This window comes from Anabaena sp. CCY 9613 (genome assembly GCF_963920895.1).
Taxonomy (GTDB): domain Bacteria; phylum Cyanobacteriota; class Cyanobacteriia; order Cyanobacteriales; family Nostocaceae; genus Cyanocohniella.
In genome coordinates this window covers 17,288-43,924 of sequence record NZ_CAWUDE010000011.1, presented here as the reverse complement: position 1 = coordinate 43,924, position 26,637 = coordinate 17,288, and the positions used below count along the sequence as shown (strand labels likewise).

Sequence of the window (26,637 nt, the reverse complement as noted above, 5' to 3'; positions counted from 1 at the left end):
ACTATGTAAAGATAAGTAACAGATAGGATGCCTCTATTAAGGTGGTGAACAATATGGCCGCTCATTTAAGGGTAGTTTCGTCCAACTCTGATTTAGTGCTAAAGCCAGAACTAGATTTGGAATTTGCTTATTTTCTGATCAACAAGTCTGTAGAAGCTGCTTTCTGCTTAGGCTCAGACGCGCAGTTTCTCTATGTCAATAACGCAACTTGCCGCATGAGTGAGTATTCCCGCGAAGAATTACTATCCATGTCGCTGGGTGATGTAGATATAGACCTTCCTTTACACAATTGGTCACAGCTATGGCAATGTCTTATAAAAAAAGGCTCACAAGATGATCTCATCTTTAAATCTCGTTATCAAACAAAGGGGGGTCGAATATTTTTGGTGGAAATATCTATGACCTATGTAAACTACCAAGGAATAGAGTTTAGCTGTGCTTTTGTGCGTGAAAAGAGTGATGAAATTGTCGAATTGAGTGTACAAAAATGGATTAATGAATTACAAGACACCAAAAACCATTTTCAACAAGAAGTTTTTCAACTAAGAAACAAAGAAGCAGAACTGAGAACATCTTTATCTCTGCTGCATTCCACTCTCGAATCTACTGCCGTTGGTATTGTCGCGGTTAACTTTGAAGGAGATATTCTGAGCTTGAATCAGAAGTTTCTAGATATGTGGCAGATTCCAGATTCCCTGATTCTTTCTAAAAAATGTCCTCAATGTAAAACCTTTTTTGAGAACCAACTCAAAGACCCAGAAGCCTTTGTGCGGATGATTTGGGAAGTTTCTAGCCAATCTGATTTCGAGAGTTACGACATTCTGGAATTAAAGGATGGAAGAGTTTTTGCACACTATTCCAAACCTCACTGGCTGGGGGACAAAATTATTGGTAGAGTCTGGAGTATCTGGGATATTACTGTTTCCAAGCGGACAGAAGAAGCACTAAAGCTGAATGAAGCTAGGTTTCGGACTTTAGCAGAAACTACAGATGCGAATACTTTCTTAATTCAAGGTACGCGACTTTGCTATATAAATCCTGCTGTTGAAACACTCACTGGCTACACCAAAGAAGAATTGCTAACTGGTTTTGATCTTGGCCGATTAATCAAAAGCAAAAAACGCAGACAGGTACGCAACTCAAGTGAAGCACTGAATTTTGAATATCAGGAAATAAATCTTTTAACTAAAAATGGTACAGAGCGTTGGCTAGCTTGTGCAGTGACCACTTTAGATGGGGTGCTAGATTTTGGCAAACAACCAGTGGAATTGATTGCAGGTATCGATATTACTGATTACAAATATGCAGAATCGGAACTAAGCCAAGCTTTAGAACAAGCAAAACAACTCAGCGAACTGAGGGCGCGTTTTCTTTCTATGGTCTGTCATCAATTCCGGACTCCATTAAATATAGTTTCTTTTTCTAATAGCTTATTAAAAGAACAAGTAGACAAACGCACAGAAAAAAAGATTCGCCCATTACTCGATCATATTCAAACAGCAAGTGAACAAATCAGCCAAATGTTGGACGATATTTTGTTGTTTGCTAAAGCAGAAGCAGCCAAAATTACCTTTGAGCCAAAATCACTAGATGTAGTTCAGTTTTGTACTGATTTAGTTGCACAAATGCAGATGAATGTCAACCAAAATCACATTAATTTTATTACTCCAGTTTGCTCACTAACAGCTTACATGGATAAAAAATTGCTAGAGCCTGTATTGAAAAATTTACTTGATAATGCAAGTAAATATTCTCCCGATGGCAGTGAGATTGATTTCAAGCTTGCTTGTAACAATGATAATGTAGTTTTCCAGGTTCAAGATAGGGGAATTGGTATTCCTTTAGCCGATCAAAAACGACTATTTGAGCCATTTCATCGGGGCAGTAATATTAATAATATAGCTGGTACTGGTTTAGGTCTATCGATTCTCAAAACCCTTGTAGACTTGCATGGTGGTCAAGTCGCTGTGGAAAGTGCAGTTGGTGTAGGTACTACATTTACTGTGAGACTACCTTTATTTCAAGATAATGCTAGCTGTTCCGAGTTATGAATGTTAAGTAGTTATTTTAATAATCATAACTCTGGGAAGTAGTTAATGTTTTTCTTACTTAAATTATCGAGATTTTGATACCCTTTGTCTGCCAAAATTTATAGTTGCAAAAAAATGACACATCAAGCGTCAAAAAAAATTTTGTTCATAGAAGATGATACTGCTACCCGTGATCTTTTCTTAATAGGACTGAAAAACAAAGGTTTCGATGTCATCGGTTCTGGAAATGGTTTTGATGGCATCCAGCAAGCACAAGAGCATTTACCCGATTTGGTGATTTGCGATGTGATGATGCCGCAAATGGATGGCTATGACGTTCTCACGACGTTACGCCAAGATCCACTTACAGCAATTATTCCTTTTATTTTTCTGACTGGTAGTAACACCAAGGCATGTATTCGTAAAGGGATGGAGTTGGGAGCAGATGACTATCTGACTAAACCTTCGACAATAGATGAATTGCTCAGAGCGATCGCTACCCGGTTACAAAAGCAAGCTGTTCTTCAACGTTGGTGCGTTACTAAATCCCAACAAGCGCCGAATCCAGTACCCACAGGGGAAACTTTACCGCCTACCTCTCCTAAATCAATCTTCCCTTGCATTCCCCGACTCCAAGAAATTTTCGACTTTATCGAAGCTAATTATCACCAAGGAATTACCTTATGTGATGTAGCCGAAGCTGTTGGTTACTCACCTGCTTACTTAACTAACCGAGTTGCCAAGCTCACAGGAGAGACTGTAAATGCCTGGATTGTCAAACGCCGGATGGCGGGGGCGCGTTTCTTACTCCAAAATGGAAACCAGACAGTGGAGTGTATTGCAAAGGCGTTGGGCTATCAAAGTGTGTGCCATTTCTCGCGCCAGTTTCGACAACATCATGGATTACCTCCCGATACTTGGAGAAAGGCTCATGCCGTAGTTGATCCCGACACTAACGCTGGGGAAGAGCAACGCGTTCATCGTGAGTTCGTCTTGAAATGAGCTAGGGAAGAAAAGAAAATATTTTTCATGTCCAGCTAAACGCCTAAAACCATTGCTAGATAAGCAATACACGTATTTTTATTGGCGTTTATTCTTGGCGTTCTTCATAGTCATTAGCAGACATGGGATCTAATTCCCAGCGAGCATCATCACGCTCCTCTAAAATATCATTGGTGCGGAGAAAGGTTTTGTCATTCATTTCCAAACCTACCGCTGCTCCTAACTCGTCAGTCACATTTTGATCAGGTGTAGGCGCTGTACCACCGACAGCTTCATCTCCCACTGCGTCTTCTTCTTGCCAATTAGCATCAACATCACCACCAGTGATTTCGGGGCTAGTGTGTGTATATTGGCGATTTCTTTGCCGTTGCGATCTGCTGAAAGCAGTAGCGCTTTGCGATCGCCCACCAATATTGTTTCCTGGCATCTCTTTTACACCAGTGCCGTAGGATTCGGTAATTTCCTGCGGTAAATCATCAGAGTTATTTTCTTGATTGTGAAGATTTTCCACCATAAATATTTAACCTTATCAATATCTTTACAATAACGTTTTTGCAGCTAAACTTTGTCTGGCTAAGGTTGTATTACTTTAGTCATAAAACTATCTATCCCCTGAGAACGAAGATAAAACAGTTTTTACAGCCTACACTTGTAAGTGTCAATATTCATGTCGAGTAGTAGTTGAATCTATTTAGTTATGAGGTCATAAAAATATTTATTTTGCCTCAAAGCTGTTTGTAAGTTTCATCAATTATTAGATGTATTAGATGTTTAATTAATCAATAATAATTGATTTGATTAGCGGAGGTCATAAAGTGGAATATAACGAGTTTATTACACATGTACAAAGCCTGGCTCAATCAAATTCTCGTGAAGAGGCAGAAAGCGCTACCCGTGCTACTCTGGAAACCTTGAAAGAGCGTGTTTCAGGTGATGAAATCCAAGAGTTAGCAAGGCAATTACCACAGGAATTAGCCAATTGTTTGCAAAAACGGGAGGCGGAAAATGAGCAGTCTTTCAACTTGCAAGAATTTATTATGCGAGTCAGTCAAAAGGAAAATATAGAACCAACAACGACCGCAATTCATGTGCGGGCTGTGTTTGCTGTCCTACAAAACGCCGTTAATCCTGAGAAATTTGCGAAGTTGCACACTTATTTTTCTCACGATTATGAAGAACTCTTTACGACTGCGCCAACGAGTGAAGCGCCAGCAGTCTAATCGGCGATTAAAAAATGAAAAAATTTTAGCATCAGCCAGTAAGCGCCGCATAATTGTGGCTTACACGATTCAGCAATCAATTAGTGGAAACAGAGAAAATCAATGACCAATATTAACAATCATTCTGGCAAGAAAAAAGTGGCTATCCTCATTGAAAATGGGGTTGAGGATATGGAATTTACCATTCCTTGTCATGCCTTAAAACAAGCGGGGATGGAAGTAGTTGTTCTTGGTTCCCGCATGAATGAAAAATATAGGGGTAAACAAGGCAAAGTATCTGTGCAAGCAGATGCTACCACTACCGAAGCAATAGCATCTGAATTTGATGCGGTGGTGATTCCGGGCGGTATGGCTCCCGACACAATGCGGCGTAACCCCAACACTGTCCGCTTTGTAAAAGAGGCAATACAACAAGGTAAATGGGTAGCTGCGGTTTGTCACGGGCCACAACTTTTAATTGAAGGCGATTTACTCAAAGGTAAAAAAGCCACAGGTTATACTGCTATCCGCAAAGACATGATCAATGCGGGGGCAAATTATCTTGATGAGCCGTTGGTGGTTGATGGTAATTTGATTACCTCCCGTGAACCTGGAGATTTAGCAATTTTTTCCACAGCATTGTTAAGTCGTCTAGGTTATGGTGGCAAAGATGCTGCCCTTCCAGATGAAAAAGACACCACCGCCGATTGGTGGAAACTGGCTGATGCTTGGGGTGGTTCTACTAAAGGTGACATTACTAAAGGCTTGAATACTGCTTTAAGTGGTGAGCGTTATTCATTGGAAGCCTTGGAAAAGTATGCAGAAAAAGAATCAGATACCGAAGTGCGATCGCTGTTTAGAGAGATGATTACTCATAAGCAGCGTCACATTGAAAAACTGGAGGCATATCTTGACATCCTCGGTGAAAAACCTTCTTTAGCGGCTAATATCGCTAATCAATATGCCAAGGTGAAAAGTGCTTTGACTGGTAGTGATGACATCTATCAGTTACATAGCGCCTTAGGTGATGCACAAACAGGTGTTGGCGATGTTGGCAATTTGTGTGCCATGTACACTGATCCCGTAGCAACGGCTATTTTCAAAGAGATTTACCAAAATCTGCGGAAATACGAGCAGCAATTGGCGCAGCTATATCGGGCCCGTACTGCTACCGCTACCGAGGTGAAGGCTGCCAAAGCTACTACAGGGGCGGCTACTTCTATGTAATGCGAGTAGGGAAACCCCTGCGGGGAAGTCAAAAAAGTTTAATTTTGACTTTTTTGCTCCCCGTTCCCTGTTCCCTGTTCCCTACTTATTGAGAGATATCAACAATGACTTCAATATCTGAAAATCAGCCAAGTCCCAATCAAGGTGAAGCTAGCGATATGGAGCGCTGGGCTTCTTTGATTGGTGGTGGGGCGATGGTGTTGACAGGTTTAAGACAAAACTCTTTACGGGGTGTCCTGACAGCATTAGCTGGTGGTGGTTTGATTTATCAAGGTGTGACGAAACACAGCACAATTGAACAAGTACAGTCGGCAATGGGTATTAATCAGCCCATCAAAGTTGAAAAGACGGTGACAATTAATAAGCCCGCAGAGGAACTGTATCGTTTTTGGCACAACTTTGAGAATCTGCCCACATTTATGAAGCATCTCAAATCTGTGAAGGTATACAACGACAAGCGATCGCATTGGATTGCGAATGCACCTTTGGGTAATAATGTTGAGTGGGATGCCGATATTTTAGAAGATCGAGAAAATGAGTTTATTTCTTGGGCTTCTGTAGAAGGTGCAGACATTGAAAATTCTGGTTTTGTGCGTTTTCGCAAAGCACCCAGTAATCGCGGCACAGAAGTCAAGGTAGTTCTAGAATACAATCCTCCTGGTGGAGCGTTAGCATCTGTAATTGCCAAACTTTTTGGTGAAGAACCAGAACAGCAAATTGGTGATGAATTACGCCGTTTCAAAATGTTAATGGAAGCTGGTGAAATAGCCACTACTGAAGGTCAACCAAAAGGCAAAGGTTGATTATTTCTGGGAACTAAAACATCACATCTAGAATTTATATGAAAGCTGTTTTTATTATAGCTAATCTTGGATGGGAAACTTGATACATCTGTGGTTACGCATCAATTACCACTAGAATCAGCAACCCACGCCTACCAGATGTTTCAACAGAAACAAGACAACTGCATCAAAGTTGTACTCAAACCATGAAATAGCTTTTAGCTATTCACAAACTACACAATCGAGGTTTTTTATGCAGCATTTATTCTCGCAACTCAAAAATATTGTTCTACGTCAGGTATTAATAGTTCTGCTGATAGTCACATCATTTTTCGGATTTATTAGCTACGGTAATACCATAGCTGTGGCCCAAGCTGATACTGTAACTCCAGAGGGAGTTTATTACAAAGGTAAACCCGACGGTAACGCCTCCATTAGAAATGACCAACAAGTGCGGAATGCTCAAAGTGGTTTGCAAAATACAGCTGATAATATCAGAGAAAAACTCAACCTTGATGAACCAGTACCTCAAAGTACCAAGGAGTTTTTGAGAAATACCGAAAGAAGAACCGAAAAAGCAGTTAGACCATTAACAAAAACTCCAGAGGGATACTATCAAACACCTCCTCAAGCTCGCTAAATAATTCTCTCAGGGAATAATTATCCCATGTGGGATGGGCATCTTGCCCGTCCTTAGAGATTAGTAGGTAAAACACCTTCTCTACAAAAAAATTAGGGCTATTTTTGCAGATATTAACTAACGATTTGTTGGTAAATTAAGGAATAATAATTATGAAAGCTGTTTGCTGGCATGGAGCAAACGATATCCGGGTAGAAACAGTCCCCGATCCGCAAATTCTCAACCCGCGTGATGCCATTGTAAAAATTACTTCCACAGCAATTTGTGGTTCAGATTTGCATCTTTATAATGGCTACATTCCCACAATGCAAAAGGGTGATATCCTGGGGCATGAATTTATGGGAGAAGTTGTGGAATTAGGGAGTGCAGTCAAAAATGTGCAAGTAGGCGACCGCGTGGTGGTTCCCTTCACAATTTCTTGCGGTTCTTGTTTCTTCTGTCAGCGTGATTTGTGGTCTTTGTGCGACAACTCTAACCCTAATGCTTGGATGGCAGAAGCCCAAATGGGCTATTCTCCAGCGGGTCTATTTGGCTACTCCCATATGTTAGGTGGTTACGCTGGTGGTCAAGCAGAGTATGCCAGAGTACCTTTTGCGGATGTCGGCTTGTTCAAGATTCCTGATGGTTTAACGGATGAACAAGTATTATTTTTGACAGATATTTTCCCGACTGGCTATATGGCAGCCGAGAATTGCAATATCAAACCCGGTGATACTGTTGCCGTTTGGGGTTGCGGCCCTGTGGGACAATTTGCTATCCGCAGTGCTTATTTACTAGGTGCAGAACGAGTGATTGCGTGCGATCGCATTCCTGAACGTCTGCAAATGGCCAAAGAATACGGCAAAGCTGAAGTCCTCAACTACGAAGAAGTAGATGTAGGCGAAGCACTCAAAGAAATGACTGGTGGACGTGGCCCTGATGCTTGTATTGATGCGGTGGGTATGGAAGCACACGGTACTGATTTTATGGCTTTCTACGACCAAGCAAAACAAGCAGTACGCCTAGAAACAGACCGCCCAACTGCATTACGACAGGTAATTTTATCTTGTCGTAAAGCTGGTCATGTCTCAATTCCGGGTGTCTATGGAGGCTTTATTGATAAATTCCCAATGGGTGCGGCTATGAACAAGGGCTTAACCTTGAAAATGGGACAAACACATGTCCATAAGTATTTACAGCCTTTACTAGAACACATCCAAAACGGTGATATTGATCCCACATTTATCATCTCCCACCAGTTGCCTTTAGAACAAGCACCCCAAGGCTACGAGATTTTTAAACACAAGAAAGATAACTGCATCAAAGTTGTACTCAAACCATAAGGTGGTTATAAAATATGTCTGATACAAGTGTAAAAAAAATAGACTCTACCCATTCTCCCAAAGGACAACTCGGTCAGAAATATCTGGCCTCTGGTAAATCAATTGCTATGCGTCTTTGGGAAGATGAACAACCAAGTGAAGATAAACAACCAACTGCCCGTGATTATGAAACAGTTGGTTATGCGATGAAAGGTCGTGCTGAGTTGCACATTGAAGGCCAAATGATTTTATTGGAACCAGGAAGTTCTTGGGTAGTACCCAAAGGTGCAACCCATAGTTACAAAATTTTGGAACCATTTACCGCAGTTGAGGCGACTAGTCCACCTGCTCAAATTCATGGGCGCGATGAAAATTAATAGAGAAAGGTAAAAACATATATCCCCTGCTTCTCACAGAAGTTGGGGATATTATTTAATTTAAGGTGAGTTTGATGAACCTCTGGGGGTTTTAAAATCCGTCGAACTCCTAAGAAAACGAAAGGTTTTCTTTCGCCCTTCCCGCAGGTGGGCCTTCCTTGGAGACTCACGTTAATTTAGTCGTTATATTTAGCAATTATCATTTTATGAGCACAGGTAATTTATCGGTATTTTTATGCATCTATGGTTAGAAAATATTGGAAATTTTACCATGTTTTTTATATACCTTAAGTCTGATGTAGTTATAAGTTATAGTTAGTTTCCTAGAAGAAAGCCTTAACACAAATATCAGGATAAAGTTTAACTAAAAATCTGATTTTGTGTCATTCAAGAAATATCAAGTAGAAAACAAAATGTTTTATCACAATAAGAAATTACAGTACTTTAAGCCACCAGAAAAACCAGATGCAGTCTACGCGATGAAAATTCAAGAACTCATTGGTGGGACTTTTGGGGAAATGACTGTAATGATGCAGTACCTATTTCAAGGTTGGAACTGCCGTGGCCCTGCGAAGTATCGAGATATGCTGCTAGATGTTGGTACTGAAGAAATCGGTCATATTGAGATGCTAGCGACAATGATTGCCCATCTCTTAGATAAAGCCCCAGTGAAAGTTCAAGAAGAAGGGGCAAAAGATGCAGTAGTGGGTGCGGTGATGGGTGGTACAAATCCACGGGACATGATTATGGCGGCAGCCATGAACCCCCAACATGCCATTGTTTCTGGTTTGGGTGCTATGCCGGCTGACAGTGTTGGCTATCCCTGGAATGGTCGCTTCATTGTTGCTAGTGGTAACTTGTTAGCCGATTTTCGTTCTAATCTCCATGCTGAAAGTCAAGGACGCTTGCAAGCTGTACGCATGTATGAAATGTCCGACGATCCTGGGGTGAAAGATACCTTAAGCTTTATGATTGCCCGTGACACCATGCACCAAAATCTATGGCTAGCAGCGATTGAAGATTTAGAGCAATCTGGATTAGAAAGCTCTCCTGTTCCTAGTTCCTTCCCTCTAGAATTAGAAAAGCGTGAATTTGCTTATCAATTCTGGAATCACTCAGAAGGTAATGAAAGCGCCGATGGTCGTTGGGCAAAAGGGCCTTCTATGGATGGTAAAGGGGAATTTCATTATATTTCTGATCCAAAACCGCTAGCCCCTGAACCACAACCACCACAACCTGATCCAAAATTACACGGTACACTCCAAAATCAGCAAACAAGCGGTAATGGTTCTGGTGCAACTCCTGTAGTTGAGCGCACTCAGATTAAAACGAAGAAAGCGTAATTAAGCAATTCGTAATTTAAGCACATCAAGCCCAGGACTTAATTTCTGGGCTATTTTAATTTTCGTGCTGATTTGGGTGGTGTGCGATGTGCGCCGAAGTACTTTTCACTACGGTAGCGCAACCACACCCTTAACACTTGAGGAATCTGCTGTTTTTCTTCTTTGGTCAGTGTATTACGCCAATAGTAAAGAATTTCAAAGCCAGCACAAGCGGACAAAATCGAAATCTAACGTTAAACGCACTTTGTAAATCTCTGCATTCCTTCTTCCACCTCTTCTACGGAAATGCGGGGACTAAATAGTTGATTCATTTAGTATGCCAATTTTTATTATTCAAAGTTTTTCAATTCAGTATTAATCACTTTTAATGTATTTGATATATCCTTGGGTACTTCGGCTTTTACTTTGAGATACCTATCTCTGGAGGTATTTTGATTTTGGCTAACCTAAGCGTTTTTTTCTCACTTGTGAGAAATCCGGGTTCCGTATTCATCACTGTAGAGTTCTTCAACTAGTAATGGGAAGATTACGGATTTTTATAAATGAAATTGATTTGAAATTCTGTGTTCAGTTATAAAATATACTGATGCCACATTCTGTCATTGCTACCGTAATGTAGTTGAGGGATGCATTTACACTGAGTTTGACAAATTTGACAGTAAGCGATCGCATCACTGCTTACTTCTGACTCCCACAAACTTGCCTGTCACTTTCACTCAACTTCAAAAACAGATTCTTTCCGCAATGAAAATGCCTGAATTCCTTTATGATCTCGAACCTACGCTGTGTAAGACATAATTCCTCCTCGTCAGGTCAAGGTCAGCGAAGGTACAGTTTCTCAGTGCGATACAAGTAATTATATTTTCAGTTTTTGCATAATTATCCTGCATCCGACAGATAGGGTAAGTATGATCACTGTCTTGCCACCCTCGTAAAACAAGAACTAATTCAGATTGAAGAAGATAACCTCATGACATATTTTCACTTGAGATCAGGTACCATCTCCAACTTTGTTTCGTTATTTGTTAAAAGTACAGCAGTTGCATCTGTACTCACTGTTGCGGTAATCCCTGGTGGTTATGCACAAATAACGCGGCCAAGCCCAGATATTCAAATCGCTTTTGGTGAAACGTTCCAAAGACCGACACTATTAGGTGCAGATGTGAAAAGAGGTCGATTTGATATCGTTATTACTAATCGCGGTACGGCAATTTATCGAGGGGCCTTAAATATCAATATTTACGCATCCCCAGACGCTATCTTAGATAAAAATCCTCTGAGTACTCCTAAAACCGTTACTACAGTATCGACATTAGGTACTACTATAAACGAGCCTTTAGTAGGTACGGACGAACTACTAGGAACTCGAACAATTCCATCTGTGAACTTACTTCCTGGTGCGTCTCAAACTGTTACCGTGAACCTTGCTAACTCTAATTTCGTCAGTCCGAGTGTTGTAGCACCAGGCGCTTACCATCTGATTGCTGAGGTTGACACTACTATTCTTCAGTCTACTAAAGATAATAAAATCATCGAAAGATTGGTGAATGCTGGTAATCCTGTAATTGTTTGGAATGCAACGCTTCTAAATGCCATCTTGATGACAGGTATTGAACGTGACCCAAGTGGCGTTATTTTAGCCAGAGGTGGAACTCCACCCCCAATAGCAGCACGCAGTCAGGCCATCGTTCACGTATCAATTTACGATGCTGTCAACTCGATTCAGCGTATCGGTACACCTTATGCTGTGACAGTCACCCCTGCTAGCCTGGGACTAACGGGTAACGCTAATGCGCGTGCCGCGGCTATCCAAGCAGCTTATACAGCCTTGATTAATCTGTTTCCAGATCCCCAACTTAGAGCTGTATTTGACCGACAGTTAACAACTTCTTTAGCAGCAATACCTGATGGTAGAGCTAAAAACAACGGTAGAGCTGTAGGTAGAGAGGTTGCTAATCAAATATTGCTTTTAAGAAGCAATGATGGTTTAGCTCAAGCACTACAATCGGTTTACACAGGCGGAAATTCGTTAGGAGAATGGCAACCCACTTTTCCAACTTTTTCAGCAGCGTTATTACCAGGGTGGGGATCAATTACTCCATTTTCATCTAATATCCCTCCTCGCGACCCACTTAATCCTCTGACTCGGCTACAAAAATTCGGATTGACTGGCCCTACACCATTCGGTAGTCCACAGTTTAGAGATGAAGTAAATCTTGTTAGGCAAGTAGGTGCTTTCCGTAACACTACTGTCACAAACATTGTTCGCACTTCTGATCAAACTAAAACTGCGATTTTCTGGGCTTTAGATCGCCCCAACACATTTAGACCACCTGGTCAATGGAACCAATACGCACAACAAATTGCTTTAGATAGAAATACTACGCTAGCTCAAAATGCGCTTTTATTTGCTCAGTTGAATGTTGCACAGGCTGATGTCGGTATTCTCACTTGGGATTCCAAGTATACATACAATCAATTAAGACCGATTCAAGCCATTCGTCAAGACAATCGTCTATTTGTGTCACGCGCAGTTAGCGATCGCCACTGGCTACCACTGATTTCGTATCATGAACCTGAACGGTTTTTTGAGATTCCCTTAACTCCGCCTTTTCCAGATTACAACTCTGGACACGCTGCATTTGGCGCCACCGCCGGACAAGTGTTAATTAATTTTTTTGGGGATGCTACACGTTTTACTGTTCCTTCGCAAGATTTACCTGGTGAAGCTATCACTTACAACACCATTAGTGCGGCTATTGAGGCTAATGCTGTTAGCCGAATTTTTGGTGGTGTTCATTTTCCATCTTCAGGAGTAATTAGTACACCTGTACCTAATGTTGAATCTTTAAATCCAGATCGTCAAACTACACTAGACCGTCCAACTACAGATGAGATAATTACAGAAACTAGAACTGTAGAAGAGCAAGAATTACTTACCGTCGAGACTAATCAAGGTTTTGTTTTGCTGCGCGTAGAACAGGATGCCGAAGTTCAACTCGGTAGAAATGTGGCTGAATTAGTAATTAACTCATTTGGAAATTAGTATTCAAGATATGAACTACAGTTTGCTTTAGACTAGGTTAAACTCCAGTGAGGTACAATGACCACTGAGGCATAGAAGAAGGGTGATCTGAGCCGGGGAAGCTACATGCGTTGCGGAGCATGAGTAAAGGGGAATTCCATTATATTTCTGATCCAAAACCGCTAGGCCCTAAACCACAACCACCACAACCTAACTCCTGTAGTTGAGCGCACTCAGATTAAAACGAAGAATGCGTAATTAAGCAATTCGTAATTTAAGCACATCAAGCCCAGGACTTAATTTCTGGGCTATTTTAATTTTCGTGCTGATTTGGGTGGTGTGCGATGTGCGCCGAAGTACTTTTCACTACGGTAGCGCAACCACACCCTTAACACTTGAGGAATCTGCTGTTTTTCTTCCTTCGTTAACGTGTTGTAAAGGGCTAATGCGCGCTCTCGCTCACCCCGACAAGCAGCGTTATTGTGAGCATCCCAATAGCTACGGGCTACCCGAATCCGCCGACACACTTCTTTAATCAGCGCGTCTCCTGTAAGTGGAATATCTTGCTTTGCCATACTCAAATTTCCTCAGCTACGAACTGAATCACACCCCATTGTCCGTTAGTTAACCAATCAGGGTCAGATTTTGCGACTTTCTCGACTACTTCAGATTGTAAACCTACTGTGACTTCTGACTTTAGGGTGCGTAAGGCTACCATTGGTGTAGGTAAGTAGCAGACGATATCTGCAATACTATCTGTAAGATGCCAATGGCGATCGCCTAATAATCTTCGATAATTTGCATCTCCTTTGACTATCAGCAAATTTGCCTTAGCTAATTCATTTTTCAGGGTGTCGGGTATTTCCCAAAATGCTAAGGGTGATGTCCAAAAGTAATTTTCAGATAATACTAAGCGCCCTGATGCAATATGCTCTTTTAATCTGTGGGCAAATGATGTCACTGGTTGATGACTAGTAGCAGTTAAAAAACTTGTGGTGTCATGTACATCCTTAATCATGGCATCAGACACAAAGGTCGGATGTGGTTTTAAGTGCAGGTAAACTTGATTAACTAAGTTGCTACTTAATAAAAAGTCTACTAAACATAAGTCACATACTAGTTCAAAGCCAGCGTTATCTACAACAAAATCAACTCGATTTACATAGGAACTGATTAATAATTTACTGACTTGTGAAGCATCATTTACTAATATATGAGCTAGTTGATTTTGAATATCAAATCGGCTTCTATCACCTTCGGATGCTGACCACAAACTCAAGTCAACTCGATTTCCCCACAAATCAAAATATAATAATTTTGAGATGACATCACTTTGAGGCTGCTCTAACCATTGTTTTAACTGAGTACATAGTAAAATAGTTGAATCTAAACATGATTCTAAACCTTGAGTTTTTTGTAATTGAAATGGGTCAATAAATTGCCAGATACCAGGGCGAAAGTAATGAGTAATTTCCAGAATTAATCGATAAAAATAGGTTTCAGCAAAGAACCAGGGAACATCTAGCCAACGCTGACATTGATAAGGTTTTAGGTATATATTCCAATCTGCAAAATCTTGACCAGTATCATTTTTTAGAGGTGATAGATATCCTGTTTTCAGTTCTGTAGCTAGATTTTCTAGGTTTGCATTAATTTCCTGAGAAAAATTATTTTCGGCAATAATTTGGCGAGCAATTGCAGGCATTCTTTGAGTAACTGTGTACTCAGTAAAAGTGCCATCTTCTGAAGCTACAAGTGGCGATGGTAATGGTAATTTAGGTCTGGTAGATGAATTGACCACAAACTTTATTGCTCCTCTCAAATCTCCAACTTTTACTTAAATTTCAATGGTAACCCGTCCTGAAATACTAGCAGTTCTCCTGGTGGAATTTGTGTCCAAACTTCGTTGTCGGTGAGGGGGGTAGTGGCAATTACGGCGACGCGATCGCTTGGGGTTGTCAACTCGCTAAAATCTACGGTCATGTCTTGGTCAATCAAGTGGGCGGCTGCAAAAGGCGCTTGACGGACAATGTAACAAAGGTTGGTGGAACAATAGGCAAAAAAGTGTTCTCCATCTGATAGCAGGTAATTAAAAATACCACTTGAATTTAATTCTTGAGAAATATTACGTAATAAATAATACAATTCATTGAGGGGAGGCTGGCCATCAGGAAAGTGTTCTCGTAAGGTTTCGAGAATCATACAAAAGGCTTTTTCACTATCGGTATTGCCCACGGGTTGAAAAAATCCCTTGTTTGGCGGTGCAAAATCTGGTAGATTGCCGTTGTGGGCAAACACCCAATACCTTCCCCACAGTTCTCTTTGAAAGGGATGACAGTTATGTAAAGCAATTTCACCTTGGGTGGCTTTACGAATATGGGCAATCACATGGGTAGAATGGATGGGATAGCTTCTTACCAAATCCGCTACAGCAGAATCAATGGAAGGTTTGGCATCTAAAAAAATCCGACAGCCTTTACCTTCAAAGAAAGCTATACCCCAACCATCACGATGCTGATCAGTTTTTCCACCTCTAGCACAAAAGCCTTCAAAAGAAAAGCAGATATCTGTTGGTACATTGCAATTCATTCCCAGCAACTGACACATGATTTTTGACTAATGCCTCAAAATCACCATACTTCAGAATGCTGTGATTATTCTGGTGCGATCGCTGCAATCTGGAAATTAAGAAATTCACCCAAATATGGGCGACCATAGGGAACACCAGAACATAAATTATCTCGTTTGTGTGTACACTGTAGCCTTTATAAGGATGATTTAGAACGTAAATTCTACAAACTCTGGTTGGCCAGCCAACATATTTTTGTCTACAGCAGACAAGGTTTTATTATGAGAACGCTGAGAATTTAGACATTTACAAACTAACTGGGCGACATCAGGACGGTGAATACTGCCAACAATCCGTGGGTCTTCAGTTAAAATACCATTGCCTGTGGCTGGTTCCGATTTTAATCCGCCGGGACGAATGATGGTGTAGGTGAGTCCACTAGCAATTAAGTGTTGTTCAGCTTTGTCTTTTTCGACTAATACAGGCCCCAGTGTCGCTAAGGCTTGAGGAGGTAAAGCACCAGCACTATTACCTGTACCAATGGAAGAAACCAAAATAAACCTTTGTACTTTGGCTTTGAGCGCGACATCAATGAGATTTTTGTTACCTAAGTAATCAGCCCTTTCACCTTCTGATGGTAAACCGCCAATGGTACTAATAACTGTGTGGATAGGCTCATCGGTGAGGATTGCCCGTTCTAAATCGCTGATATTTAAAGCATCTCCCATCACAGTATGAATACCGATGGCTTGTAATTCAGCAACAGCAGACTCATTTCTCAGGAGTGCTTTGGTTGGGAGATTTTGTGCTGTTAAATAGTTGGCAATTTCTCGACCAACGCCGCGACTTGCCCCAGCTAAAAAAATGTAAGATGCACTTGTCATATTAATTTGGAATCGGGAATTACTGCGTTAACTTTTCAGCACAAAGGATTTTACCAGATATTATCCCAGCGATTCCTTCGGAGCGCTGCGCTATCGCCTGTGGGAATGTCCGGTTAATTGGTATTGTGGCATTCCCTTGATTCACAGTACCGCTAGAGGGAAGTCAAATATCTGTAATTAATTTTGTGTATGTGGTGCTAATATTTCCAACTATATTGAGAATTTTTAAATTTATGCCTAAATCCGACCCTGCGAAAATCAAAAAAGTGTCTTTCAGCCTTCCCTTCGGCATTGGTTCTGTGGAATGGGAAGCAGATCCAACAGAACGCAAAGCCGCTTGGTCACTTTATGTTGAACTTATCACTCGTATTGCTGTTCAACCTTTAGCAACTGATAATGGACTGCTGCGAGAAGCTTTGTCATCATTGTATAATTTGTTCCCTGTAACTCGGCAAGTTCTCAAAGAAGGTGGGCCGGATGTCGGAGCCACTCATGATTCTGTGGGAGGAATTGCGATCGCAGTTTTGAATAATGGCTTGCGTCCTTTTCTGTCTAAGTGGCATCCACTATTGCAAACATGGGAAGCTCAACGACCCCCTCACCTCAGTCCCCAGGAGCATGAGCGTAATTGGTCTGAGGAACCGCAACTGCGAGCAGAACTGGAATCCTTAAGGAAGGACTTGGCGAAGTATGCAAATGCGTTAGCTGTAATTGCTGGGGTCAAGGAATAACAGAAGAAGTGTTTTAATGACCGATATTCAACCTCAATTTGATGTTTTTCTAGCTCATAAGGGATAGAGTTTTTATTTATTTATTTATTTATTTAGATAGATGCTATTTATTTTTTATGTGTTTTTTTAGTGAAAATAGAAACAAAAAGTTTTACTTTGCTTAAAGAATAAATCCTGATTAAAACATAATTGAGATGATTTTTTTTAATGATATCCATCAGATAAATCTTAGTATTTTGTTAAGCTTTATAAGCTACGATACCAGAGTGTTTAAGCTTTGGGATTTAGATATCTAGGATTGCTTGTGTGATCTTTTAAAAAAATCCTAGATTTATCTCTTAAGTTCCAAAAAAAAACCAAAAGTAAACAATTATCAGGTACATCTGAGGTGACAACCATGAGTTATACTATCGAGTCTGCTCGCAGCATTTTCTCTAATACTCAGGTTGCTGATGCTGTTCCAGCCACTACAGCAAAATTTGATCAACTTAATATTGATGACCAACTCGCATTTCTCTGGTACGCCTACACCGAGCTAGGTAGCACAATTACTCCTGCTGCTCCAGGAAAAGCAAACCTCCAACTAATGGAAGGTATATTCAACCAAATTAAGCAGATGTCTCATGAAGAACAAACTCAATTAATGAGGGATCTGGCTACGAACGCTGATACTCCTATCAGCCGTTCTTATGCATATTTTGGTGTCAACGCTAAACTGGGATTTTGGTGGCAATTGGGAGAGTGGATGAAAGAAGGTATTGTTGCTCCTATGCCTGCTGGTTATCAAATGTCAGCTGAAGTTAAAGCAGTACTAGAAGCAGTCCAGAAACTCGATCCAGGTCAGCAAATTACTGTACTACGTAATACTGTAGTAGATATGGGGTTTGATCCGGCTTTAGCTTCCAAAAAAGATGCAGAAGTCATAAACTTCACATTTCCACGCACATCTCAAAGTCCCCAATTCACTATTGAAGGGGTAACAGAGCCGACAGTAGTAAAATACATTGAAGCAATGAATGCAGATAATGTTGATGCTGCTGTTGCTTTATTTGCTAACAACGGTGCGCTACAACCACCATTCCAGAAACCGATTGTCGGTCGGCCAGCTATCAGTGCATACTTGCGGGATGAAGGACAAGGATTGGTAATGAAGCCAACAAAAGGCATCTCGGAAAGTATAGAAGATGGTTATACACAGCACAAAATTACTGGTACGGTCGAAACTCCTTGGTTTGGAGGTAATGTGGGAATGAATATTGCTTGGCGATTTTTACTCGATCCCCAAGGCCAAATTTACTTTGTAGCGATTGATTTGCTTGCTTCTCCTAAAGAACTGCTCAATTTAACTCGCGGGTAAAATTTGTTCGCTGTTGATTTGGGGTAGCACTTCTTAAGTATTACGCCGTAAGTCCGCCACTGAACCTGATCAGGTTCAGTGGCGAGATATAAAGCGGGTGATGCCTACGGCACGCTGGGTGTTTTTTTGGCGGCATTTATTTTCTGCAAGCGATGGCTAATGAACAATTACGTAACTTAACGTGAATTCGACGGATAGGGAAACGCAAAAAGCTTACTGTATATGAATTTGCTGAACTAGGCAGGAGTCGGCGATCGCAGGGTAATCACTTCATTTCAAATTAATCATTTACCAGATAGCTGTCATTTTTGCCACCTGCCATCGCTTGGGCAATTACTTGAGCGTTGAGAGATAAAACCGGGTATTCTAAGTAACAATACCCAGTAACACCTATTGCAGAGATGACTCACCATATTTTAAAAGCCACTAGAGAAACTGTGCATCTGGGTGGTTTTTCTCATTTATTAAAACCAGCACTGACTATTGATTCTGGCGATACGATTGATGTAGAAACTTACACTGGTTATTATGTGTACCACAACGCCCCAGGGGAGTTTCTCTCGCCAGAATTTTTGGATATCTGCGAAAATCTACCGCCAGAAAGGAAGGTGGCTGGTGGGCCGCATTTACTCACAGGGCCGATTTATGTGCGGGATGCGGCGCCGGGGGATGTTTTACAGGTAGAATTACAAGCGATCGCTCCTAGTTTCCCTATGGGTTTCAATGCGATTCGTTCTGGTTGGGGAGCGTTACCACAACAGTTTACTCAACCTGCATTGAGATTTATTCCCCTTGATTTAATCAATTATATCGCCGAGTTTCCTGCTAACAGTGGCATCAAAATTCCCCTCACACCTTTTTTTGGTATCCTTGGTGTAGCTACCCCAGAAGATTCCCGCATTTCTATTCCCCCTGGTTGTTATGGCGGTAACATCGATAATCGTGAACTCCAAGCAGGTTCGCGCTTATTTTTGCCTGTTTTTGTCCCTGGGGCTTTATTTTCCATTGGTGATGGGCATTCAGCCCAGGGCGATGGGGAAGTAAATGTCACTGCCATTGAAACTTCCATGAATGGTAAAATCAAGCTCGACCTGCGTAAGGATTTAAAACTGTCAACACCGATAGCGGAAACACCAACAGATATTATTACTATGGGGTTTGGTCAAACTTTAGATGCAGCTTTGGAAATGGCGGTGAAAAATATGATTGATTTTTTGGAAGGTTTCACAAATTTATCGGCGGAAGATGCGTATGTTTTGTGTAGTTTAGCTGTAAATTTTCGCATCACCCAAGTTGTCAATAGTCCCCAAAAAGGCGTGCATGGGATGTTACCCAAGGCTATTTTGTCACATCAAATCAGTTTATAGCTAGTAAGAAATATGTCTAATATAGTCGTTCAAATGTTGCTTATTGGCTTAGTTGCCGGTGTTGCTGGTGGGATGTTCGGTATCGGTGGGGGTGCAATTATGGTGCCTGCAATGGTCTTATTCGTGGGTCTAGATCAAAAGTTTGCTACTGGTACTTCTATTGCTGCCCAAATTTTACCCATTGGGATTTTAGGTGCGGCAGTTTATTATCGTAATGGCAATATTAATATTAAATATGCGGTGATCATTGCTCTTGGTTTGGTAGTTGGTAATTTATTTGGAGCGCTGTTTGCCAATCAACCATTTATTAGCAGTGAAGTGATGAAAAAGCTGTATGGTGTTTTTTTATTACTTCTAGGTTTGCGGTATTTGGTGGGACGTTAGGGAACTGGGGACTGGGAAAGAACTTCACCCTACTCCCCACTCCCCCTTATTCTTATTGCACTTGTTGCGCGGGGAAAGCACCGGTTCGCACTGCTAAATTCACGCTTTGTCCGTTGCGACGTAACTCTAAACGCAAATCTCCACCAACTTGGGTACTTTCTACTGCTTTTTGCACACTACCTGCATCTTCGACTGCTTGTCCGTTCAGTCGTTGAATGACATCACCGGCTCGTAAGCCTGCTTTAGCTGCTGGTGAATTGGGCATGACGCGTACAATTAAAACCCCTTTATCTTCGTTGACTGTAACACCGCTTCTGGGGTCTGAATTGAGATTTTGCTTGATTTGAGGTGTTAACCCTACCATTTGAATGCCGAGATAGGGATGTTGTACTGTACCTGTAGCAATTAATTCATTGGATATCCGTTGGGCTGTGTTGATGGGAATGGCAAAACCTAATCCTTGGGCCCTTTGGATAATGGCTGTATTCATACCAATTACTTCGCCACGAGCATTTAACAATGGCCCACCAGAGTTACCAGGGTTAATTGCTGCGTCGGTTTGAATAAATTCTACTCGCTTATCTGGTGCGCCGATTTGATTACTGGTGCGTCCGGTGGCACTGATAATTCCGGTGGTAACTGTATTATCTAATCCTAGGGGGTTACCGATGGCGATCGCCCATTCTCCTGGTTGCAGTTCGTCTGAGTTACCTACTGCTACTGTGGGTAAATTATTAGCTTGTATCTTGACGACGGCGACATCTGTTAGTTCGTCACGCCCCATCACTTTACCTTCAAAGCTCCGCCCATCTCTGAGAATGACTCTGACGGTATTAGCTCCAGCTACTACGTGAGCGTTGGTAAGAATGCTACCATCATTACTGATGATAAAACCGGAGCCAGTACCTTGTTGTACACGACTTTGTTGTTCTGGTAGCTGACCAAAGAAACGGCGGAATATCGGGTCGTTAAATTCAGCAGGTAATCGGCTGGTGACAGTCCGGGAAGCTTCAATCCTCACTACTGCTGGCCCTACTTTTTGCACTACTTGAGTGACAAAGTTAGATCCTGCGGCGATGGGTAATGGGGCCGCATTGACTCGACTCACTGCGAGGTTAGATGCTCTTTCTGTTACCTGTTGAGGGTTTCCAGCTAAATAGCCCCCTGCTAGTGTCATCCCTGATCCCAACAATACTAGTGATAAGGAGGCTGCTGCTTGTTTCCAGGGTGCTTTATTTTGAGGTTGGGGATGAGAATTGTTTTGGGAAATATTATTTAATAAATAATCTCTGTCATCTACTTGCTTGTTCATTGCTGTCTGTAAGAATATTTATGATGTATTACTAATAATGTAGATATTATTTGTGACGGTTTTGTTGCAAAGGTGTTGCTTTGTTGTGAAATATTTGGTATTTTAGCCTTTTTTGGGCTAAGTCTTCACAATCCAGCCTTGGCTTTGCTTGTTAGGCTTTTGTTATATTTTGTATTAATCAGTTCTATATTCTACCACGCCTAACGGATATTAAAGTCTGCATTGGTGTGATATTTCCTATTTAACGGAATCACGGAAGTCCCCACTTTCAGCGAAGCAAGGTGGGGATGGACAGTGGGCGGTGACGATTGACCCCCGACTAATATCAACTACTAGGTTGATGAGGGAGTGGGGTCGTTGAGGAGTCGCCAATTGTTTGGGATGGCAGTCTATCAATCCAATCTTCAACAAGTTGCGTGATTGTTTTTTCTTTGCTTTGTGCATAAAGTCGTAGCTTGTTCAACCTGTTTTCGGAAAGCCTCAAATTCAATCTTCCAGTTTTCATATAAAGACGTACAATGTATGTCTTTATATGTTAGTGTATAAATGGTTGTTGACCCACCCACTCGACTCATCACAAACGGTCACAGTAGCGGTCGCACGCTTACCAAGTCTAAGAGCGAGAGAAAGGGGGAAAGACCTCGGTCACTGGTTCGCAAGGTTACGTCCTGCGGTAAAAATAAGCCATACAGAGGTGTACGAGAAAGTAATCAAACTGTCCCAGGAAGTGGGATGGCTGCGCGGGTTCTTCCTTGAGAAGATCAAGGTAGCAATACCAGAGACGCTGTGTAAGACCATGATCGGGTTTAGTCCCGAATATCTTTGTGATATACCCAACGTGGCAACGACGAATGAGACGCGAAACGATGATGGTTGTTTTACTGAAGCTCCGGTTTCAGCGAAGCAAGCCGGAGTACTTCACATAGAGAAGCAATGCAATTAGGCGACATGGGGATACTAGAGAATCCAGTAAATCCCCATTCTCCCGGATTGCTTTTTTGCATCGCATCCCTAGAAACTTTCCGACAAGGTGGCGGTGGCGTTCTCAATGTTGTACTTAGTGACCTTTAAGTAGACGACGCACGGCTTGTTCGATATCTTCTTGTTTAATTAAAGATTCTCCCACTATCACGGCATTTGTACCAGCTTCAGCCATCAGGGATAAATCAGCGTTTGTATACAATCCAGACTCACTGACGACAACTACACCCAAGTCTTTAAACTGCGATCGCCTGGCTGCCATGAGTCTTTGTGTAGTGCCTACATCGATGCTAAAATCTTCTAAATTCTGGTTGTTAATTCCCACTAAGCGGATGTCATCAAGCTTGAGTACTCGGTCTAGTTCATGTAAGTTATGAACTTCTACTAAAGCATTCATCCCTAAATAGTGAATTACTCGTAAAAAGTCCTGAAGTTCTCGGTCTGTAAGAATGGCAGCGATGAGCAATACAGCATCGGCTCCGGCTGCTCGTGCTAAATAAATTTGGCAAGGGTCAATAATAAACTCTTTGCATAATAAGGGTAGCGCTACTCTTTGGCGAATTGCCCGCAGATTTTCAAAACTGCCATGAAAGAAAGCTGTTTCTGTAAAAACAGATATACAAGCTGCACCACCTTGCTGATAAGCTTTGGCGATGGCAATGGGGTCAAAATCTGTGCAGATAGTACCATGAATCGGAGATGCTTTTTGGACTTCTGCTATCAAGCTGGGTTTGTAGGGATTTTGTTGCAAAGCCGTCAAGAAATCTCGCACAGTTGGTGCAGCTGTTAACTGGCGTTGCAAAGAAGCCAAAGACATCTGCTGATGTATGTGTGTGACTTCTTGCTTTTTATGCCAGACAATCTCTCTGAGAATTGGTTGCAAACGGGTGTTAACAGTAGTAAGTGGTGGATAAATAATCATTAGCTGCTATGTACCTGGAGATAGGGTGACTCAGAAAGTATGAAGCGGAAAATTTTATTCCTACTGTTTTCAGAGTCGAAGCCAGTTTGAGTTCATGTCAAAAACTTCTTTATTGCCTGTGTCTTTTGATTTGGAGTTTTCTCCTAAACAATTGTTTTTGAGCAGCCGAATGTAGGTGCGGTATGGTATGTAGTCGATGGGGTTGTAGCCAGAAAACCGGAGAATTAACACACAGGCCCAGGAATACTTGCCGGCAATGATTGCTTTAATAATCTGTTCTATTTGCTCTGTGTTAATTTTTTTAGCGTTTTGTGAATTATAACTAGTATTGGTTTGATGCATATTTTTCCCTCTTTTTTACTCGAAGTCCCACTTTGTCAACGTAGAACTGATGCAATTTTGTCTTGAGGTTTATTTTCTAAAGTTTCCTTTGGTTGTGAAAATAGAGTGAATTTAACCAGCACTCAGCTTGAATTGTTTCAGAAACATAGAGATATGTGGTTAAACTATCCCCTACACATAACCCGTGTTGCAGAAGCAGCCTCTTTTCTAAGACTACTCAAGTTTTACCAACAGATATATGATCAATTTTTGGATAAAGTTATCTCTTTTTTCGTTATTGCTATTTATGGCATCTGATTTATTGTCATGCCTGATGTTGCGATTAATTCCAGGAACAACAAATAATTTAGAGACATTTTATATTTTCGCCACAGTATACCAGAGAACTTATACCCGGCAAGAATTTATGATTATCTTCAAAATTATACTGGTATTAAAGTTTACTATTTACTTACTTTAAATCCATAACGCATAGCATAACTTCTCTCGATAAAGTTGAAACCCTTTAATAGTATGAATTTCAGCTATCATCTAAGAAATTCACTTCATGACGATAGAGTAATTTTATCAATTTATTAACTTGATGTTAACAGTGTCTATTATCTAGATTCTGAGGCTGGATGTGTTAATAAACACACTATTTTTTAACATTATTTATGTCTTCTGAAAGATGTTTTAATCACAGGCTAATGAATTAAATTAAAATTTATATCTTATGGCAGATGACCTAGAGGATTATTTTATAGTTAGATATCTAAAATAATAAAATTATTAAAAATAAATTCCTTATTTGTAAAAAAATCTATTCTTGCCTAGATTTTTATAATCATATAATCAAAATTTTTATTAATGAAACTGTAATAATTATTAGTTTTTTAAAATTCATATCAAAGGTATCTGGTACTTATATATTTTTTTACGATGCCTTAAAAAATATGGGTGTTTCTGTTGCTACTTCAACAAAGTAGTTTCTTTTTTATGATTTTTTTACAAAAATAAATTGTTGCTTTATATAAAAAAAATAAAATAGTTACTTTTTGTTGGTACAATGAATTTCATAATAATGGTGAATAATTTAATTTTTTTATCAAAATTAGAAGAATCAAGACTTTGAGGAAGCTATGATAATCTATTCATTCATGACTCTATTATCATCTGATAAGCACGAATGCATCGGTTATTTTTAATATAAATATCTGTGAATTATGCAGGTAGATAATCAAAGTTAAATGCTGGATATATCTTGTTTTTGGGTGCGAAAGAGTGATGAATTAGTAGAGTTGAGTATGCAGAATGTGTATTAATGAATTAGAAGAGGCTAAAGAGCATTTAACAAAGGAAGTTTATCACCTCAAGCGACAGGAGGCACAGCTAAAAAAATCTATTTCCATACTCCGTTCTCGGTGTGTATATAGTAGCAGCGGAATTATTGCCGTCAGTCTTGAAGGTGATATTCTCGGCTGTAATCAGCAGTTCCTGGGTATGTGGCAAATTCCAGATTCCCGGCTATTATCTAATAACTCTCCTCAATGCCAAACTTTTTTCGAGAGCCAACTAAAAAACCCAGAAGCCTTTCGCAAGGTGATGGGGAATATGTCTGCTCAACCTGATGTGGATAGCTACGATATTTTGGAGTTGAAAGATGGGAGAGTTTTCGCTCAATATTCTCAGCCGCAGTGGCTAGGCGACAAAATTATTGGTCGATTGTGCAGTGTTTGGGATATTACTGAGTATAAGCGCGCTGAAGAATTACTACAATTGAACAAGGCTAGATGGCATACTTTGGCAGAAACAACTGATGCTAGCATTTTCGTAATTCAAGGTGGCAATTTATCCTACATTAATCCAGCCGCGGAGATATTAAGTGGCTACACAAAACAGGAACTGTTAAGTGGCATTGATCCACGCCAATTAATCAAAAATAAAAAGCACAGAAAGTTACATAATCAGAAACTACAATACCAAGAACTCAAGATTCTGGCAAAAAATGGCACAGAACACTGGCTAGGTTGTGTTGTCACCATGCTTGATTATGAGGAAACACCAGTGAAAATTATTGCAGGTATTGATATCACTGACTATAAAAAGGCAGAATCAAGTCTGCATCAAGCTTTAGAACAAGCCAAACAAGTCAGTGAAGTGAGAGCGCACTTCATGTCTATGGTTTGCCATCAATTCCGCACCCCTCTGAATGTGGTTTCATTCTCTAATAGTTTACTCAAAAGGCGTATCCATGAATCGATGGAGGTAAAAGCACTACCATTAGTTGATCACATTGAATCGGCGGTGGAACAAATCACCAAGATGTTGGATGATATTTTGTTATTCTCGAAGGCGGAAATGGCACAACTCAAGTTTGAGGCTCAACCACTTGATCTAGTCCAGTTCTGCAATGATTTAATTGTACAAATACAGAAAAGTGGTAGTCAGCAGCCGATCAATTTTATGAGTCAAGGTGGCGACTTAACTGTCTACATTGATCAAAAACTACTAGAACCGATTCTGCGAAACTTACTTGACAATGCCATTAAATATTCTCCCACTGGCAGCCCGGTTGATGTAAAACTGTATTGTGAATGTGGGAAGATAATTTTTCAAGTTACTGACAGGGGTGTGGGTATTCCTGTCGCAGATATACAGCGAGTATTTGAGCCATTTTATCGAGGTAGGAATATAGATAATCTTCCCGGTACTGGATTAGGGCTATCGATTGTCAAGACTTTGGTAGATTTACATGGTGGTCATATTGCCTTAGAAAGTGATATTGATGTAGGTACAACAGTTACTATTATGTTGCCATTGATGAAATCCAAATCTTGAATGCTCAATAGTGTTTGCTGATGATGACCTTGTCGTAAAATC

Annotated in this window: 23 protein-coding genes and 1 pseudogene; 16 read left to right on the top strand and 8 right to left on the bottom strand. The window is 40.7% G+C overall.

All coding sequences use genetic code 11. The features are described from left to right. Positions 1-53: 53 nt before the first annotated feature. Both ACM0OT_RS14335 and ACM0OT_RS14330 read left to right on the top strand, forming a co-directional pair. Positions 54-2,051, top strand: coding sequence for a scytonemin biosynthesis sensor histidine kinase (locus tag ACM0OT_RS14335; RefSeq protein WP_414565009.1), 1,998 nt, complete (start codon positions 54-56; stop codon positions 2,049-2,051). Positions 2,052-2,165: 114 nt separating this feature from the next. After that, positions 2,166-3,032 carry a response regulator gene (locus ACM0OT_RS14330; protein WP_414565008.1) on the top strand — a complete coding sequence of 289 codons (867 nt, stop codon included), beginning with the start codon at positions 2,166-2,168 and terminating at the stop codon, positions 3,030-3,032. Positions 3,033-3,120: 88 nt separating this feature from the next. On the opposite strand, the gene ACM0OT_RS14325 is transcribed toward ACM0OT_RS14330, so the two are convergent. Continuing rightward, positions 3,121-3,546: a DUF6335 family protein gene (locus tag ACM0OT_RS14325; protein WP_414565007.1), complete on the bottom strand. Its 426-nt coding sequence runs from the start codon at positions 3,544-3,546 to the stop codon at positions 3,121-3,123. A 301-nt stretch (positions 3,547-3,847) separates the two neighbouring features. On the opposite strand from ACM0OT_RS14325, the gene ACM0OT_RS14320 reads away from it, so the two are divergent. The 9 genes and pseudogenes from ACM0OT_RS14320 to ACM0OT_RS14280 all read left to right on the top strand — a co-directional run bounded on the left by ACM0OT_RS14320 (position 3,848) and on the right by ACM0OT_RS14280 (position 12,947). After that, positions 3,848-4,252 (top strand): DUF2267 domain-containing protein, encoded by a 405-nt coding sequence (locus ACM0OT_RS14320; protein ID WP_414565006.1) that lies wholly within the window; start codon positions 3,848-3,850, stop codon positions 4,250-4,252. 102 nt (positions 4,253-4,354) lie between these two features. Next, entirely contained in the window at positions 4,355-5,458 is a 1,104-nt protein-coding gene (locus tag ACM0OT_RS14315; protein WP_414565005.1) for a DJ-1/PfpI/YhbO family deglycase/protease, read from the top strand. Positions 5,459-5,562: 104 nt separating this feature from the next. After that, entirely contained in the window at positions 5,563-6,261 is a 699-nt protein-coding gene (locus ACM0OT_RS14310) for an SRPBCC family protein (protein ID WP_414565004.1), read from the top strand. A gap of 60 nt (positions 6,262-6,321) precedes the next feature. Next, positions 6,322-6,450, top strand: a pseudogene (locus ACM0OT_RS14305) (glutathione-dependent formaldehyde dehydrogenase); the annotation flags it as partial. Between the two features lie 43 nt (positions 6,451-6,493). Further along, a complete protein-coding gene (locus ACM0OT_RS14300; RefSeq protein ID WP_414565003.1) occupies positions 6,494-6,880 on the top strand; it encodes a hypothetical protein in 387 nt (128 codons plus the stop codon). Between the two features lie 152 nt (positions 6,881-7,032). Then, positions 7,033-8,202, top strand: coding sequence for a zinc-dependent alcohol dehydrogenase (locus ACM0OT_RS14295; RefSeq protein WP_414565002.1), 1,170 nt, complete (start codon positions 7,033-7,035; stop codon positions 8,200-8,202). Between the two features lie 14 nt (positions 8,203-8,216). After that, complete coding sequence (locus tag ACM0OT_RS14290) at positions 8,217-8,558, top strand: cupin domain-containing protein (protein WP_414565001.1); 342 nt, start codon at positions 8,217-8,219, stop codon at positions 8,556-8,558. Between the two features lie 413 nt (positions 8,559-8,971). Further along, the gene (locus tag ACM0OT_RS14285) at positions 8,972-9,901 is read left to right on the top strand and encodes a manganese catalase family protein (RefSeq protein WP_414565000.1); all 930 of its coding nucleotides are present in this window, start codon (positions 8,972-8,974) and stop codon (positions 9,899-9,901) included. A 970-nt stretch (positions 9,902-10,871) separates the two neighbouring features. Next, the gene (locus tag ACM0OT_RS14280; protein ID WP_414564999.1) at positions 10,872-12,947 is read left to right on the top strand and encodes a vanadium-dependent haloperoxidase; all 2,076 of its coding nucleotides are present in this window, start codon (positions 10,872-10,874) and stop codon (positions 12,945-12,947) included. A 287-nt stretch (positions 12,948-13,234) separates the two neighbouring features. Here the strand turns inward: ACM0OT_RS14280 and ACM0OT_RS14275 are convergent, their stop codons facing one another. From ACM0OT_RS14275 to ACM0OT_RS14260, 4 genes are all read right to left on the bottom strand, one after another. Next, positions 13,235-13,501, bottom strand: coding sequence for a Precorrin-3B methylase (locus tag ACM0OT_RS14275; RefSeq protein WP_414564998.1), 267 nt, complete (start codon positions 13,499-13,501; stop codon positions 13,235-13,237). A 2-nt stretch (positions 13,502-13,503) separates the two neighbouring features. Next, positions 13,504-14,727 carry a damage-control phosphatase ARMT1 family protein gene (locus ACM0OT_RS14270; RefSeq protein WP_414564997.1) on the bottom strand — a complete coding sequence of 408 codons (1,224 nt, stop codon included), beginning with the start codon at positions 14,725-14,727 and terminating at the stop codon, positions 13,504-13,506. A gap of 32 nt (positions 14,728-14,759) precedes the next feature. After that, positions 14,760-15,533, bottom strand: a complete 774-nt coding sequence (locus ACM0OT_RS14265) for a class II glutamine amidotransferase (RefSeq protein ID WP_414564996.1) — start codon at positions 15,531-15,533, stop codon at positions 14,760-14,762. Positions 15,534-15,704: 171 nt separating this feature from the next. Further along, positions 15,705-16,379 (bottom strand): SDR family oxidoreductase, encoded by a 675-nt coding sequence (locus ACM0OT_RS14260; RefSeq protein ID WP_414564995.1) that lies wholly within the window; start codon positions 16,377-16,379, stop codon positions 15,705-15,707. Positions 16,380-16,612: 233 nt separating this feature from the next. Between ACM0OT_RS14260 and ACM0OT_RS14255 the strand changes: the two genes are divergently transcribed. The 4 genes from ACM0OT_RS14255 to ACM0OT_RS14240 all read left to right on the top strand — a co-directional run bounded on the left by ACM0OT_RS14255 (position 16,613) and on the right by ACM0OT_RS14240 (position 20,218). After that, positions 16,613-17,110, top strand: a complete 498-nt coding sequence (locus ACM0OT_RS14255) for a hypothetical protein (protein ID WP_414564994.1) — start codon at positions 16,613-16,615, stop codon at positions 17,108-17,110. Between the two features lie 397 nt (positions 17,111-17,507). Further along, a complete protein-coding gene (locus ACM0OT_RS14250; RefSeq protein ID WP_414564993.1) occupies positions 17,508-18,467 on the top strand; it encodes an orange carotenoid protein N-terminal domain-containing protein in 960 nt (319 codons plus the stop codon). Positions 18,468-18,868: 401 nt separating this feature from the next. Then, the gene (locus ACM0OT_RS14245; protein ID WP_414564992.1) at positions 18,869-19,834 is read left to right on the top strand and encodes an acetamidase/formamidase family protein; all 966 of its coding nucleotides are present in this window, start codon (positions 18,869-18,871) and stop codon (positions 19,832-19,834) included. A gap of 12 nt (positions 19,835-19,846) precedes the next feature. Then, the gene (locus tag ACM0OT_RS14240) at positions 19,847-20,218 is read left to right on the top strand and encodes a TSUP family transporter (protein ID WP_414543847.1); all 372 of its coding nucleotides are present in this window, start codon (positions 19,847-19,849) and stop codon (positions 20,216-20,218) included. Positions 20,219-20,270: 52 nt separating this feature from the next. On the opposite strand, the gene ACM0OT_RS14235 is transcribed toward ACM0OT_RS14240, so the two are convergent. The 3 genes from ACM0OT_RS14235 to ACM0OT_RS14225 all read right to left on the bottom strand — a co-directional run bounded on the left by ACM0OT_RS14235 (position 20,271) and on the right by ACM0OT_RS14225 (position 23,775). Continuing rightward, the gene (locus ACM0OT_RS14235) at positions 20,271-21,530 is read right to left on the bottom strand and encodes an HhoA/HhoB/HtrA family serine endopeptidase (RefSeq protein ID WP_414564991.1); all 1,260 of its coding nucleotides are present in this window, start codon (positions 21,528-21,530) and stop codon (positions 20,271-20,273) included. A gap of 1,057 nt (positions 21,531-22,587) precedes the next feature. Beyond that, a complete protein-coding gene (trpC, locus tag ACM0OT_RS14230) occupies positions 22,588-23,430 on the bottom strand; it encodes an indole-3-glycerol phosphate synthase TrpC (protein WP_414565159.1) in 843 nt (280 codons plus the stop codon). Positions 23,431-23,502: 72 nt separating this feature from the next. Then, positions 23,503-23,775 carry a HetP family heterocyst commitment protein gene (locus tag ACM0OT_RS14225; protein WP_414564989.1) on the bottom strand — a complete coding sequence of 91 codons (273 nt, stop codon included), beginning with the start codon at positions 23,773-23,775 and terminating at the stop codon, positions 23,503-23,505. 1,293 nt (positions 23,776-25,068) lie between these two features. On the opposite strand from ACM0OT_RS14225, the gene ACM0OT_RS14220 reads away from it, so the two are divergent. Continuing rightward, a complete protein-coding gene (locus ACM0OT_RS14220) occupies positions 25,069-26,595 on the top strand; it encodes an ATP-binding protein (RefSeq protein WP_414564988.1) in 1,527 nt (508 codons plus the stop codon). Positions 26,596-26,637: the final 42 nt, after the last annotated feature.